The organism is Candidatus Galacturonatibacter soehngenii, from assembly GCF_008830185.1.
Taxonomy (GTDB): Bacteria; Bacillota; Clostridia; order Lachnospirales; family Lachnospiraceae; genus Lachnotalea; species Lachnotalea soehngenii.
Genome location: NZ_WAGX01000004.1, coordinates 468,478 through 481,917 on the forward strand (window position 1 = coordinate 468,478; position 13,440 = coordinate 481,917).

General features: G+C 34.1%; 14 protein-coding genes. 10 read left to right on the forward strand and 4 right to left on the reverse strand.

Features of this window, described 5'->3' with window-relative positions; genetic code table 11:
- The first annotated feature begins 1 nt into the window (after position 1).
- The 3 genes from F7O84_RS04700 (at position 2) to F7O84_RS04710 (ending at position 2,212) form a co-directional block, all read left to right on the forward strand.
- Positions 2-946, forward strand: a complete 945-nt coding sequence (locus F7O84_RS04700; RefSeq protein WP_151142450.1) for a M14 family metallopeptidase — start codon at positions 2-4, stop codon at positions 944-946.
- A 164-nt stretch (positions 947-1,110) separates the two neighbouring features.
- On the forward strand, positions 1,111-1,884 hold the full coding sequence (locus F7O84_RS04705; RefSeq protein ID WP_151142452.1) for a hypothetical protein: 774 nt from the start codon (positions 1,111-1,113) through the stop codon (positions 1,882-1,884).
- 52 nt (positions 1,885-1,936) lie between these two features.
- On the forward strand, positions 1,937-2,212 hold the full coding sequence (locus F7O84_RS04710; protein ID WP_151142454.1) for a hypothetical protein: 276 nt from the start codon (positions 1,937-1,939) through the stop codon (positions 2,210-2,212).
- Between the two features lie 137 nt (positions 2,213-2,349).
- Here F7O84_RS04710 and F7O84_RS04715 read toward each other — a convergent pair whose 3' ends face one another.
- The gene (locus F7O84_RS04715; RefSeq protein ID WP_151142456.1) at positions 2,350-3,210 is read right to left on the reverse strand and encodes an aminotransferase-like domain-containing protein; all 861 of its coding nucleotides are present in this window, start codon (positions 3,208-3,210) and stop codon (positions 2,350-2,352) included.
- 197 nt (positions 3,211-3,407) lie between these two features.
- On the opposite strand from F7O84_RS04715, the gene F7O84_RS04720 reads away from it, so the two are divergent.
- The 6 genes from F7O84_RS04720 to F7O84_RS04745 all read left to right on the forward strand — a co-directional run bounded on the left by F7O84_RS04720 (position 3,408) and on the right by F7O84_RS04745 (position 10,409).
- Positions 3,408-4,658, forward strand: coding sequence for a DUF4317 domain-containing protein (locus tag F7O84_RS04720; protein WP_151142458.1), 1,251 nt, complete (start codon positions 3,408-3,410; stop codon positions 4,656-4,658).
- A gap of 109 nt (positions 4,659-4,767) precedes the next feature.
- Positions 4,768-6,105, forward strand: coding sequence for an extracellular solute-binding protein (locus F7O84_RS04725; RefSeq protein ID WP_151142460.1), 1,338 nt, complete (start codon positions 4,768-4,770; stop codon positions 6,103-6,105).
- A 2-nt stretch (positions 6,106-6,107) separates the two neighbouring features.
- Positions 6,108-6,989: a carbohydrate ABC transporter permease gene (locus F7O84_RS04730; RefSeq protein ID WP_151142462.1), complete on the forward strand. Its 882-nt coding sequence runs from the start codon at positions 6,108-6,110 to the stop codon at positions 6,987-6,989.
- On the forward strand, positions 6,990-7,829 hold the full coding sequence (locus F7O84_RS04735; RefSeq protein WP_151142464.1) for a carbohydrate ABC transporter permease: 840 nt from the start codon (positions 6,990-6,992) through the stop codon (positions 7,827-7,829).
- 89 nt (positions 7,830-7,918) lie between these two features.
- Positions 7,919-9,670 (forward strand): sensor histidine kinase, encoded by a 1,752-nt coding sequence (locus tag F7O84_RS04740; protein ID WP_192451657.1) that lies wholly within the window; start codon positions 7,919-7,921, stop codon positions 9,668-9,670.
- Positions 9,663-10,409: a response regulator transcription factor gene (locus F7O84_RS04745; RefSeq protein ID WP_151142468.1), complete on the forward strand. Its 747-nt coding sequence runs from the start codon at positions 9,663-9,665 to the stop codon at positions 10,407-10,409. The genes F7O84_RS04740 and F7O84_RS04745 overlap by 8 nt, the downstream gene beginning before the upstream one ends.
- Positions 10,410-10,479: 70 nt before the next feature.
- On the opposite strand, the gene F7O84_RS04750 is transcribed toward F7O84_RS04745, so the two are convergent.
- The 3 genes from F7O84_RS04750 to F7O84_RS04760 all read right to left on the reverse strand — a co-directional run bounded on the left by F7O84_RS04750 (position 10,480) and on the right by F7O84_RS04760 (position 12,174).
- Positions 10,480-10,938, reverse strand: a complete 459-nt coding sequence (locus tag F7O84_RS04750; RefSeq protein ID WP_151142471.1) for a hypothetical protein — start codon at positions 10,936-10,938, stop codon at positions 10,480-10,482.
- A 478-nt stretch (positions 10,939-11,416) separates the two neighbouring features.
- Positions 11,417-11,599 (reverse strand): hypothetical protein, encoded by a 183-nt coding sequence (locus F7O84_RS04755; RefSeq protein WP_151142473.1) that lies wholly within the window; start codon positions 11,597-11,599, stop codon positions 11,417-11,419.
- Positions 11,600-11,811: 212 nt separating this feature from the next.
- On the reverse strand, positions 11,812-12,174 hold the full coding sequence (locus F7O84_RS04760; RefSeq protein ID WP_151143698.1) for a winged helix-turn-helix transcriptional regulator: 363 nt from the start codon (positions 12,172-12,174) through the stop codon (positions 11,812-11,814).
- A gap of 279 nt (positions 12,175-12,453) precedes the next feature.
- Between F7O84_RS04760 and F7O84_RS04765 the strand changes: the two genes are divergently transcribed.
- Positions 12,454-13,365: a LysR family transcriptional regulator gene (locus F7O84_RS04765; RefSeq protein ID WP_151142476.1), complete on the forward strand. Its 912-nt coding sequence runs from the start codon at positions 12,454-12,456 to the stop codon at positions 13,363-13,365.
- Positions 13,366-13,440: the final 75 nt, after the last annotated feature.

Consider the following 13,440-nt stretch of genomic DNA (forward strand, 5'->3'; position numbering starts at 1 on the left):
AATGATTGAAAATTTATTACATACAAAGACAGGAGAAAAAAAAGAGTTCTTTCTAGAAATAAATGGGATTGAACGTCTGCCTGTTACATTAATTGAAGGAAAAGAGAAAGGAAAGACTCTCTTAATTACAAGTGGGATACATTGTACAGAATATACTGGTATTGAAACTGCCATTGAATTGGCGCAGGAGCTTAAGCCAGACCAAATCAAAGGTAGAGTTATCTTGGTTCACCCTGTTAATCGAACAGGATTTGAGGCTGGACAGCTTAATTCTTGTGTACCGAAAGATAATAAGAATCTTAATAGAGTCTTTCCAGGAAATAGAGATGGAAGCGCCTCAGAACAGATAGCAGATTATATTGTTACAAATTTACATTCACAGGCGGATTATTATATCGATATGCATGGAGGTAATATACAAGAGGATTTGACACCTTATGTCTACTATGTGACCGTTACAACACCAGAGATTAGTCAGAAAGCAAAAGAAATGGCTAACCGAGTGAATGTTAATTATAAAGTAGGCTCAAAAGTAGGAGGTGAAGGTTCTTATAATTACGCTGGTGCTTGTAAGATTCCTTCGATTCTAATTGAACGTGGCTGTGGAGGAATTTGGACAAAGGACGATGTGGTCTTATATAAGGAGGACATTAAAAATGTAATGCGATTTCTTGGGATATTAGAGGATAGTATCCAAGAAATTGAGTATAAGCCAAAGCGTACCAAGCAGATTCTAGAAATATATTCATCTGTAGCTGGTTGTTGGTATCCAGCAAAAAGAGCTGGTGAAAAAGTGTGTAAGGGTGAACTGGCGGGAGAAATAAAAGATTATTTTGGAAATATTATTGAGAAATATTATTTTAAAGAAAATGGAGTGATATTATTTCAAATTTCTTCGCTAGGCATTCAGGAAAGACAGAATATAATCACTTATGGACAAATATAACAGTCAAATCAGGGTTGCTTATTTATTTCTTTGTGTTATAATAAAGGTAATTGAACAAACAAAGAACCGTCTTATCCATAAGAAGGGCTTTTGGTAACGTGCCATGTGCACAGCTGAAAGCCCTTCTTTTTTAACATAGAGGATAGGACAAGAAGGAGAGTAAGATGAAATTAGAAGGAAAGGCAATTTCCCATGTTAAATTCGGGAAAGGTATTGTAAAAGAATCCAGCGAAAAATATATTACAATTTTATTTCCTCATGGTGAGAAGAAATTTCTCTATCCAGATGCCTTTTTAAAGTTTCTTATCCTAAAAGACGAGAAAACACAAGAAAAAATCGATCAAATCTTAGATGGGAAACTATCAAGGGAAGAAAAAAGGCGAGAAAAAGAACGAAAAGAACAAGAGAAACAGCAACGTATACAAAATTTAAAAATCAGACAGTATTCTCAGGCAGCTTTTGGGCTTAGCCCAAATAATCAAGAACAGGTTTTTGAGCGTTGGAGTGTTTATACAGGACAATATTTAAGTGGTAAGTCAAAAGGAGAGCCTAAAATTCCAACTAAACTGGATTTGAATTCTGCCTGTTTGATTACCTTACGTCGGATGGGAGAGCCTGAGAAAAACAGGAAAATCATAGGTGCATTTATGGTTGAGGATGATTTTGATGCTAGTTCTTGCATGGATGGTATCATTCGAAGCCATGACTATTTTCGAATGGAATTAAAAGAGAGAGAAAGGCTGCCATATTGGGATTACTTTGAAGAATCAGAACCATTGAAATGGGGCAGATCAGAAATGAAGTTGATTACAATAACACAAATGCAGACTATTTTAAAAGATATGCAGCAAAAAATTTCTCACAGTAAGAGAAAAGAAAAAATGAAGGAATTCTATGAATACTTTTGTTTTGTCAATCGATTAAATAATGAATCATGATATAAAAGCTTCATGCTTTTTATATAAATATTTACTTAAATAGGAGGAAAAAATGGAATTAATTAAAACAGAAATCAGAGATGGTAATGTTAAAGCTAAAAAATTAAGGAGAGAGGGATGGGTACCAGGTTGTGTATCTGGACCTCAATATAAAGAAACCTTAACCATTCAGATTAGAAAAAAGGACGCTGAGTGGTTACATAGAAAAAAAGGAGAGAAAAGTAAAGTAGAAATTGAAGTGCAAGGACAGATGATTTCTGCAGTAATTGAAGAAATTACCAAGGATACATTAAAAGATGAGATCCTTCATATCAGCTTTCAAGCATAAAATGATAAAACCACACAACAACAAGGAATTGGATAGCATAACTGTTCATTTCGTGTAAAAATCGATCAGCCAGAAATAGCTTCTTGGCTGATCGTCTGTTATCATATGTCCCATGCCTTGGTTTTTTCTTTTCAAATTCAAATGTTCGCATTGTATTGATGGAAAAGAGAGAGTAGGTTTTTCGGTAATACTAGATAAGCAACTAAAGAGGGTAGTAATGCCTTTGAAAATGTTCCAACATAAATTGTGTTTCCTGATGAATCTAAAGACCATATAGAAGGTATTGGGGGTGTGTAGTATCGAAGCTCACTTTCGTAATCATCTTCTATGATATAACTATCATTATCGTGCGCCCATTGAATCACTTGTAGTCGTTTATGAAGTGGAAGTACTGAGCCAGTCTGATGAGATGGTGTCAGATATAATAGATTAGCTTTTAATGTTTTCAAATATATTGTATCTACTCCGTTTTTTTCAACAGGAACAGGTAAGAACGTATAATTATATTTTTCAAATGTCTTTCTGGTAGCATCATATCCAGGAGTTTCAAGGGCAAGTCTTTTTCTAGTATGTTGGAATAAAGTAGCTATTATTTCCATTGAAAATTGATGACCAGACGTAATAATAATTTGTGAAGGGTCACAGGCTATTCCCCTCGTCCGTTGTAAGTAATTCGCTATGTTTTCATAGGTAAAATCATTAGTTTTCTTTTGTAGTGTTGAAGGGGAGTTTTTTTCTTTTTCCACTTTCCAATCTAGTGGTGCAGTGTCACTAATCGTATATCCACTTCCGACCAAAGAGGATATGTATCCGTCTGAAAGCAATTTCTGATATGCCAAAACAACCGTATTTCGGCTTACAGATAACTCTAAAGCAAGCTTTCTGGTTGCAGGAAGCTTTTCAAAAGGTTTATAATGCTTCGAAAGAATGGAATCGACAATACAGTTATAGATTTGGCGATTAAGTGGAATTGGACTTGTTTTATCAATGTATATCATGTAAGTCTCCTAAATAAATGATACTTTAATCATTGCATAATTGGTGCTTTTCTAACTACCAATAATCATGATATATTATAAGCTTCGTCAAGGAAAATGACAAGAAGATTCGGAATTCACTTTGATTTATTTCCATTTTTGCCTTATAATTAATAATTGGCCCCCAGTATTTTAAATATGGGGAATGGAGGTAGATGATGAATAAAAAAGAAGTGCTAGAATTAAAAAACAGACTAAAGAAAACAGGATGTACGTTTACTAAAATGTGTGGTTGTTATGTGAATGCATCAAAGGAAATTGTAGTCAATTTTAATGAAACCTTTTTAAACTTAGAAGAGGATGAATTTTATAAATACTTAGAAATTGCCAAAAAGGCATTATCAGGAACAGTGGGAAACAATCTGCTTGAAGTGAATTTTCCTATGGAGGAAGAGGAACAAGGAGGAAAACAGCAATTTCTTATGGGGCTTAGAGAAAGCAAATTAAAGAACGAAGGACTACTTGAAACCTTTTATCAGCTTATCATTGACAACTATGATTATGCTGGTAATTATCTTATTTTAGTTTATCATGATGCCTATGATGTCATGACTAAAACCAGTGATAATAACAAGTTGGACGAGTCAGAAGAAGTCTATGAATACATACTATGTGCCATTTGCCCAGTGACACTAACTAAGCCAGGACTTGGGTATTTAGAGGATGTAAATAAAATTGGACCGAGAAATCGTGATTGGGTGGTAGGAGCTCCAGATACTGGATTTATTTTCCCTGCGTTTACGGATCGTAGTACCGATATACATTCTGCAATGTTTTATACAAAGAATGCATTGGAACCACATAAAGAGTTAATTGAATTTGTACTAGGGTGCTCGCCAAAAGCTACGGCAACCGAACAAAAACAAACATTTCATAATATCATCAAAAATGTAATCAATGACTCTGAGAAGACAACACAGGTAATTGGTGAAATTCAAGAAAACTTAAGTCTGATTGTAGAAGAGCAGGAAGCTACAGCACCAGAATCGGAAGAGCCTGTTATTCTAACAAGCAATTCCGTGCAAGAAATATTAGTAGAGTGTGGTGTTTCAGAAGACCTTGTAGAAAAAATCCAAGCATCCTATGAGGAAAATTTTGCTGAGGAACCACCTGTTGTAGAACATTTAATTGATAAAAAAATTCTCGCCGAAAATGAGAAGAACAAAGCTACTAAGGTGTTAGTAGAACAAATTCAAGTGCTGCAAGAGCGTTTACAAGAATCGGTTAAAACGAATGCAGAAGAATTTGATATTGTTTTAAAGGTAAAAGAAGAAAAGGTCAGTCAAATCAAAACACAATTAATTGATGGAAAAAAATGCATCGTGATTCCTGTGGAAGAGGATGAACAGACCAATATTAATGGAAAATCAGATTTATCTTTTTTGGATGAAAATGAAGAATATGTCTAAAAAAAGGATATAGTAAAAATATTCCACATTGGAAGTAAAAAATATACGTTCCTATTCCCCTAATTATTTTTTATAATCAGAATATAAAAAATAATTGGGGGAAATTTATATGAAAAAAAAATTGTTACATGCTCTAATAAGTCTTACTGTTACAGCCTCGTTATTAGCTGGTTGTAGCCCATCTTCAAGTGATACCATAGCAGAGACAGATAAGAAAGAAGAAGTAAAGGAGAATACGGACAAAGCAGTGGATACAGGAGATGCAACGAAGGAGACGACGTTGACCTTGTGGAGTATTGCTACGGAAAGTGATTCCTTTCATCATGCTTACATACAAGCAATCGCAGACTTTGAAGCAGCAAATCCAGGCATTAAAATAAAAATGGAGACTTTTGAGAATCAATCATATAAGACAAAAATCAAATCTGCTGTTGCTGCCAATGAATTACCTGATATTTTCTATACTTGGGGTGGAGGCTTTTCTAAATCGTTCGTAGAATCAGGTAAAGTACTTCCTTTGGATGAATATTATACGGGTGATTATCAAACACAGCTTCCAAAAGCTGCTTTGACCTACGCAACTTATGAGGATAAACTTTACGGAACTACTTTTACAACACCTGTATCTGTTTTATTTTACAACAAGAAGATGTTTCAGGAAAATAACGTAAAGGTTCCAGAAACATTTGATGATTTGGTTGCTGCTTGCAACGCATTCAAAGAAAAAGGAATTACACCAATTGGAATTAGTGCAAAAGATACCTGGGTGCTTGCAATGACACATGACGCACTTACCTTAAAAAGCGTGGGACCAGATAAGCTTTCAAAAGCTCTAACCAAAAACGGACAAAGCTATGATGATCCAGACTTCTTAGATTCTGCGACAAAATTCAGACAGTTAGTTGAAATGGGTGCATACAGTGATGGTGCGGCAGGTCTTTCTAATGATGAAGCAACTGCTACCTTCTATAGCGGAAAAGTTCCTATGTTTATTAGTGGTAGTTTCTTAGCTGGAAGTATTCAAGATAATGCAGATAACCCAGAAGATTTTGATGCAGTTTCTGTTCCAGTATGCTCTGAAAATGCGAAAGCAACTGATTTTATGGGTGGTGCAGTCGATACACTTATGGTAAATGCAGGATCAGAAAATAAAGATTTGGCTGCAAAAGCTGCTTTTGAGTTAGCTAGAAGTATTTCTAAATATGGATATCTTGATGGCGCTGGAATTGCAGCGTGGGAAAAAGATTATGATGATAGCAGTGTGAATGCCCTTTCCAAGAAAATTGCGGATTATGCAGCAAAGGCAACTTCTTTTACCATTTGGTTTGATACGTTAATGGATGCAGATGATGCAGGAGAGTATTTGTCTTTACTACAACAATTATACAGTGGAGATCTTACTCCTGAAGACTTTACAAAGGCTATGGCAAGTCAGTTAGGGAACTAAGTATGGAAAAAGTAAGAAAGAATAAACGAGCAGTCTGTATCTTTTTAATGCCTTCCGTTCTCCTTTTTACGATGATTATCATGATACCTATCTTTATGTCGGGGTATTATAGCTTACTTGATTGGGATGGAATGACGCAGGGAACCTTTATCGGATTAAAGAACTATATCAATTTATTCACAAGTCCATCGGCAGGATTTATGAAGACCTTGGGAAATGCTTTGCTACTTGCTTTATTGTCTGTCATAATTCAGCTTCCCATTTCCTTGGTACTTGCTTTGTTATTGGCCAAGGGAATTCGGGGTGAAGGATTTTTTGTAGCTGTGTTTTTTATACCGGTATTGATTTCAACCGTTGTAATTGGTCAGTTATGGTTAAAAATATACAATCCAGAATACGGGATTATTAATATGACATTACACTTTTTTGGACTTGATTCTTATGCCAGAACGTGGCTTGGTGATAAGAAAACCGTATTGCTTGCTGTGTTTATTCCTATTCTTTGGCAATATGTTGGCTATCATATGCTTCTTATGTATGCAGGAATCAAATCGGTTCCTCCTGAATTAAAAGAAGCAGCTAAAATAGATGGAGCTAACCTATGGAAGGTGAACCGTTATGTAATCATTCCTATGATTAAGCCAGTTATTCGAATCTGCGTTATTTTTGCGGTAACAGGTTCGTTAAAGGCATTTGACTTAATCTATGTTTTGACAAATGGAGGGCCTTCTCATGCCAGCGAAGTACCAAGTACCTTGATGGTGGATATGATATTTGGACGTAACCGTTATGGGTTTGGAAGTACAATAGCCATTTTTATCATATTTTTATGCTTCTTTTTCGCTCTGGTCATTAAAAAATTCTTTAAAACGGAGGAACTTTAAATGAAACATAAAAATAGCAAACGACGTCTACCTATTTTTACATATTTGGTATTAGGGTTTTGGACTTTTATTAGCCTTTTTCCACTCTACTTTATGCTTACCTTTTCTTTAAAAAGTAACAAAGAAATATTTGGTGAAAACATCATAGGGCTTCCAAGGGAGTGGTTGTGGTCAAATTACGAAGCGGCACTTACAACAGGAAATATGTTAAAGTATTTTTTTAACAGTTTTATTGTTACGGGGTGTACCATTGCACTTACGTTAATGGCTTCACTCATGGCGTCCTACGCATTAACAAGACTTATCTGGAAGGGTAGAAAGACCTTGAATCAAATTTTCATGCTTGGTCTTACGGTTCCGATACATGCGGCAATACTACCCGTTTTTATCATGCTAAGAAATTTGCGAATGACTAACTCCTATCAAGCCTTGATTATTCCGTATACTGCTTTTGCACTTGCGATGGCAATCATGATTTGTGAAAGCTTTATCGAAAATATTCCAGTTGAATTAGAGGAGGCTGCTTGTATGGATGGATGTGGTGTATATCGTATCTTTTTCCAGATTATATTGCCGCTTATGAAGCCTGCTTTTTCTACGATAGCAATCTTTACCTTTCTTCAGGCTTGGAATGAATTAATGTTTGCAGTTATTTTTATTAGTGATTCCAATTATCGGACTCTTTCTGTAGGAATTCAAACGTTATCTGGTTCTTATACGACAGAGTGGGGGCCAATTGGAGCGGCACTTGTAATTGCAACCTTTCCAACGTTACTTATTTATATCTTTATGAGTAAAAAAATACAAGATAGTTTGATTGCTGGTGCGGTAAAAGGATAAGAAAGCTTTTTCAATACATCCCTATCTGATATAATAGAAATGACATCAAATCATTTCAAGGGGAAGGGAAGATGAAGGGGATGTGGGGAATGAAAAAGAAATGGCATGATTTTAAGCAATGGATATCAAGCAGAAAGTTAAATCAAAAGGTAAAATATTTATTTTTAATCATTATAAGCTTGTATGTCATCGTATTTTTACTCATGTATGCTTTCGTAATTCGAAAAAATATGTTTGCCTATATGATGACGAGTAATTTAAATACGATGGTCTCTATCGGTAGCAATTTGAATGGGGAGCTTAACAATATAAGTAAAACGAGTCAGTTAATCATGGGAGATAGTAATGTTCGTAATTTCTTAAAATGTTCAGTCACGGAAAAAGAAAATTATGCTCCCCAGGTTTTGATGCTGATTCGAAATATCATGACAAACTTACAAGATGCTTCTTCGATTTACTTAATCAGGGATGATGGGAATTATATGGATGCCAGTAACAGCATTACATATTTTGAACCAAAATATTTAAAGGATACGGCATGGATTGCAGATATCAATGAAAAAAGGGGCGGATATATCATAAAAGTCAATGGAGGAGGTGCCTTTGAATATTATGATGGACGCCCCATGATATCTATGATGCGTGCTGTTTATGATATTGATACACAAGAAAGAATTGGAATATTAATCATTAATTTATCCCAAGAAATTCTAAATAATACCTTACAAGACGTATTGGACAATGGACGTAGTTATGCTTATTATGATGAAGAGGGACATCTGCTTTCCAAGGGAGAAGCATTAAAGGAGATAGAGGAAACTCCGATTACACATGAAGATTATGAGCAAATTTCGGTTGGGGGGATGTTTAAAGAGAAGGTGATTTCTTATTACCATGTACCATCTACACCTCTTCGAATTGCAGGAATTGAATCCATATCACTGACAAAGTTTATATCAAAGGATATTCTTGGATTTGTTTTGATTCTAATTCTTTTAACGTTTTTAAGTCTTTCTATTTTGGGGATATTTATTACGCATTATATTACTACTCCAATTCAAAGATTGGTATGGTCGATGTCAAGTGTGAAGAGTGGCTGGCTTAGAAGAGCCAGCCTAAAAACGTCAAATGATGAGATTGGTGAATTAAAAGATAGTTATAACAAGATGTTAATTGAACTAAACCGTTTGATTGATGAGTTAGTGGAGAACGAAAAGCAGACACACCGAGCTGAAATTGATATTTTACAAGAGCAAATCAAGCCACACTTTCTTTATAACACCTTAGATACCATTGCGTATCTTTCTTTGGAAAAGGAAAAAGAAGAGGTGTATAATGCGATTGAAACACTTGGTAGCTTTTACCGAAAGTTTTTAAGCAAAGGAAGTAAGCAGATTACCTTAGAAGAGGAGATTGCCATTGTAAAAGATTATTGTAAGCTTCAAAAGCTTCGCTATGGTGATATATTTGAAGATATGTATGATATTGATAAAGCTTTGTTGCAAATCAAAGTACCAAAGTTAATCTTACAGCCATTGGTGGAAAACAGCTTGTATCACGGAATACGACTAAAGGGAGAAGAAGGAATTGTTAAAATAACCGCGTATCGCACGGAGAGTCATTTACATATTGTGGTGTATGATAGTGGGATTGGTATGGATACAACTAAAATCGAAGAGTTAATGAATGAAAATAATTCAAAAAGCTTTGGATTAAAAGGAATTATAAAACGTATTCGTTACTATTACGGAGTGGAAGACGTATATGAGATACGAAGCGAAGAAGGGGTTTATAATGAAATCGATTTAAAGCTTCCACTTATAGGGGGAAATCATGTATAAAGTAATGATTATTGATGATGAAAAATCCATTCGCAATCTTTTAAAGGTTGTGATTAAATGGGAGGAGTATAACTCATATGTTGCGGGAGAAGCACAAAGTGGGATAGAGGCTATTAATATCATTGATGACATACAGCCAGATATTGTATTTGTGGATATTCGAATGCCCTTTATGGATGGAATTGAATTTTCTAAAATAGCCATGAAACGTTATCCTAAATTAAAAATCATCATACTAACGGCTTACAATGACTTTGAATACGCAAGAGAATGTATTGGAATTGGTATCAGTGATTATATGCTAAAGCCAATTGTAAAGGCCGATATTCAGGAGAATCTAGCAACTTTGGTAAAAGAACTCGATGCACGTCCAATACCTGATATCAAAAAAGATAATGTAGAAGAGGAACAGGGTAATCCACATATTATGAATATAAAAAATTATATTCAAGAAAACTACAACAACTCACAGATGAATTTGACTGCTATAGCACAGTATTTTAACTTTAATCCAAGCTATTTAAGCCGTATGTTTAAAGCAGAAGCAGGGATTAGTATGATTGATTATATTACTAAAATACGTATGGAGAAGGCGATTGAATGTGCCAAAGAAGGCGTTCTTATGTATAAGACAGCCAAAATGGTAGGCATTCCTGATCCTAATTATTTTGGAAAATGCTTTAAAAAGTATACGGATTATGGCTATACGGATTATGTAAAGAATGTTAGGAGAGAATAGGGGAGAGCGTGGTATTTAAAGGAAGAAATCCGAGGAATATAAACATATATATTGCCTTGGACTTTTCTTTCTAATTCAAAGGAATGAGACCTTCTCCAGTTTCAATCTCATAGTATGTTTCAATTACTACACGTTCTGTCAAATCAGTGGAAACTCCATCTTCCAAAACAGCTTGAAATTGATAATAGCCATTAATTTTGGGTGTAAATGTAATAGTTGGATTATCATTATCTTTTTGCAAACGAATGCTGTCACCAGTTTCTAACCTAATTGCATAAAGGAGTATCGTTTGATTCTCTTCATCAGAATATGTAGTTGGAAGTGTTACAGTGGAATTCGAAGTTAAATAAAGTCCCTTAGAGTAGTCGTGAAATAATAAATCATTTGGAGCTTTAAACGACTGGTTATTTACTTGCAAAACAGGTTGAAGTGAAGAAGATAAACTTAAACCCTCTATCTTTGAACCATTCTTTGAACCACAACCACTAAAAATGATGAGTAAAAGCAAAATGATAAGTATCTTTTTCATAAATATTTCCCCTTAAAAAATTTAATTTATCCTAGTACTATTATAAATGATTTTCGTATATAATGATAGACATAATTGTGTAAGAGTCCAATGGTGTGATACTATGGAGATTGGGACGTATATTATATTATTAACATAGAGGACCCTAAGCTAACATGGAATGGATATGTTTTTTATCATGGAACAGAGAATTTTGATACAATTCAGGTAAAGAATCAATTTTCTCAAAATGGAAAATTTGCATCTTTTTCGAAAGAAAAATTGGAGTTGAATTTTTTGGAAAAGATGATGACTATAACTCAAAAGGGAGCAGAAGGATATGGAATATGTACATTGTGTTCCATAAAACCATATGGCAGTATCGAGATTAAATGGATATCAAATAATAATGAAAATAATGTTTTTTTGCACTTGACTGAGTAATTAAATAATAATGTGCATAGATCTTTTCGTTGTCTTAATCAATATTAATGAGCTGCTAATTCTTCTTTAAAAATTCAATTATAAAAACCATTCCTGAAAAAATAGAGATGATAGAACCAGCTAAATTCATACTTACTTCACTGCCTAAATTCCACATAACACTTTTTAAAATTAGTAATATACCAGAAAAAAATAATAATAAAAATATAACTAAAATACCAATGTGTTTATACTTCATATATAATCTCCAATCTCTTTTATGCTATATTTATTATTATATTGACTTTTATAGATATGTCAATTAAAAGGGAGGGGTTAATTATATGAAAAGAAGGATTTTAAGAAATTTGGTAGTAGCAATAAAAATAATAAACGAAAGAAAAAGAGGTCATCTCGCCAGTTGGCGAGATGACCTCTTTTTCTAGGACTGTTTTTTACAGCCCCGTATTATTAATCATCTTTTTCTTCGTCCATAGGAATATTTTTAAATTTCTCATTCAAATAATTTCCTCCAAATGAATGCAAAGCCTCAAGAACAGGTATTATTTTATGTCCGATTTCGGTTAAGCTATATTCGACCTTTGGTGGAATGACAGGATAAACGGTACGACAAATTAGTCCATCTTCTTCTAGACTGCGAAGCTGTGTCGTTAACATTTTTTGTGTAATTTGCGGAGTACGCCTTTTAATATCGCTAAATCTTAGTGTTTGGTAACTAAGATACCATAAAATCAAGATTTTCCATTTGCCAGATATTAATTCATGAGCAATTGCCATGGGACAAATATTATGTTTGAGACATTGATCTTTCATTACACATTCTTCATGTAATGGTTCGTTGCAAAGCATTTTTTCAGCCATAATATCACCTCGTTTTAAATATCAAAAATATAGTAAGTGTTAAAAAATTAACTATACTCAAAATTGTCAGTACTATTTATTAGTATACCAAAAAAATGCCCCTTAGTGAATAGGAATTTAGCGGTATTTTGTTAAATGGATATATTATCTCATTTACGCACTTTTCAATGACAGGTGAGGAGGTTATTTGTTATAATGGTCAAAATGTTATAACAGACAGGAGATGAGTCAATGACCTTACAACAGTTAAAATATGTCGTAATGGTTGCTGAAAAAGGAACCATTAGTGAAGCAGCAAAAGCTTTATTTATATCGCAGCCTAGCTTAACAAACGCTATCAAAGAGCTGGAAAATGAAATGCAGATAACGATTTTTAATCGAACCAATAAAGGAATTAATGTATCAAATGCAGGAGATGAATTTTTAGCATACGCAAGGCAAGTCCTAGAACAGGCGAATCTATTAGAAGAAAAATTCTTGAATGTGAAAAAGCAAAGTCCTATTTTTTCGGTATCGACGCAACATTATTCCTTTGCAGTCAATGCCTTTGTTGATGTAATTCGGACATTTGGGGGCAACCAATATGATTTTACGTTAAGGGAAACACAGACCAACGAAATCATTGAAGATGTAAGTCGATTAAAAAGTGAAGTTGGTATATTATATACCTCTTCAAAAAATGAAGAAGTAATCGGCAAACTAATTAAGCAAAAAGGCTTAGTCTTTCATGAGCTTTTTGTTGCAAAGCCTCATGTGTTTATCAGTTATAAACATCCATTAGCAAAGCAAGAAGCCATAAGCTTGGAACAATTAGAAGAGTATCCTTATCTATCGTTTGAACAGGGGGATTATAATTCTTTTTATTTTTCAGAAGAAATCCTTAGTACGCTTGATAGAAAGAAAAATATTAAAGTTAGAGATCGAGCAACATTATTTAATCTTGCAGTCGGACTTGATGGTTATACGGTTAGTTCAGGCGTTATCAGCAAGGAGCTAAATGGAGAAAATATCATTGCAAGGCCACTACTTGTGGAAGAACATATGCGTATTGGTACGATTATAAAAAAAGATATGGTGTTAAGTCGCTATGGAAAGGCATATATGGAGGCCTTAAAATTGCATGTATCAGATTATCTGGATTAAGAAATGAGTGCTTTCGTTTATGTATCAGGGCTTGATATAGATTTAAACTATGTCAAACCCTTCTTTTTTCGTATT

What these genes read in the sequence shown, in the direction of transcription:
- F7O84_RS04720 (WP_151142458.1), top strand. Translation starts at nt 3,408, where the DNA reads ATGAATAAAAAAGAAGTGCTAGAATTAAAAAACAGACTAAAGAAAACA.
- F7O84_RS04750 (WP_151142471.1), bottom strand. Translation starts at nt 10,938, where the DNA reads ATGAAAAAGATACTTATCATTTTGCTTTTACTCATCATTTTTAGTGGT.
- F7O84_RS04730 (WP_151142462.1), top strand. Translation starts at nt 6,108, where the DNA reads ATGGAAAAAGTAAGAAAGAATAAACGAGCAGTCTGTATCTTTTTAATG.
- F7O84_RS04760 (WP_151143698.1), bottom strand. Translation starts at nt 12,174, where the DNA reads ATGAAAGATCAATGTCTCAAACATAATATTTGTCCCATGGCAATTGCT.
- F7O84_RS04705 (WP_151142452.1), top strand. Translation starts at nt 1,111, where the DNA reads ATGAAATTAGAAGGAAAGGCAATTTCCCATGTTAAATTCGGGAAAGGT.
- F7O84_RS04740 (WP_192451657.1), top strand. Translation starts at nt 7,919, where the DNA reads ATGAAAAAGAAATGGCATGATTTTAAGCAATGGATATCAAGCAGAAAG.
- F7O84_RS04755 (WP_151142473.1), bottom strand. Translation starts at nt 11,599, where the DNA reads ATGAAGTATAAACACATTGGTATTTTAGTTATATTTTTATTATTATTT.
- F7O84_RS04735 (WP_151142464.1), top strand. Translation starts at nt 6,990, where the DNA reads ATGAAACATAAAAATAGCAAACGACGTCTACCTATTTTTACATATTTG.
- F7O84_RS04700 (WP_151142450.1), top strand. Translation starts at nt 2, where the DNA reads ATGATTGAAAATTTATTACATACAAAGACAGGAGAAAAAAAAGAGTTC.
- F7O84_RS04710 (WP_151142454.1), top strand. Translation starts at nt 1,937, where the DNA reads ATGGAATTAATTAAAACAGAAATCAGAGATGGTAATGTTAAAGCTAAA.
- F7O84_RS04725 (WP_151142460.1), top strand. Translation starts at nt 4,768, where the DNA reads ATGAAAAAAAAATTGTTACATGCTCTAATAAGTCTTACTGTTACAGCC.
- F7O84_RS04715 (WP_151142456.1), bottom strand. Translation starts at nt 3,210, where the DNA reads ATGATATACATTGATAAAACAAGTCCAATTCCACTTAATCGCCAAATC.
- F7O84_RS04745 (WP_151142468.1), top strand. Translation starts at nt 9,663, where the DNA reads ATGTATAAAGTAATGATTATTGATGATGAAAAATCCATTCGCAATCTT.
- F7O84_RS04765 (WP_151142476.1), top strand. Translation starts at nt 12,454, where the DNA reads ATGACCTTACAACAGTTAAAATATGTCGTAATGGTTGCTGAAAAAGGA.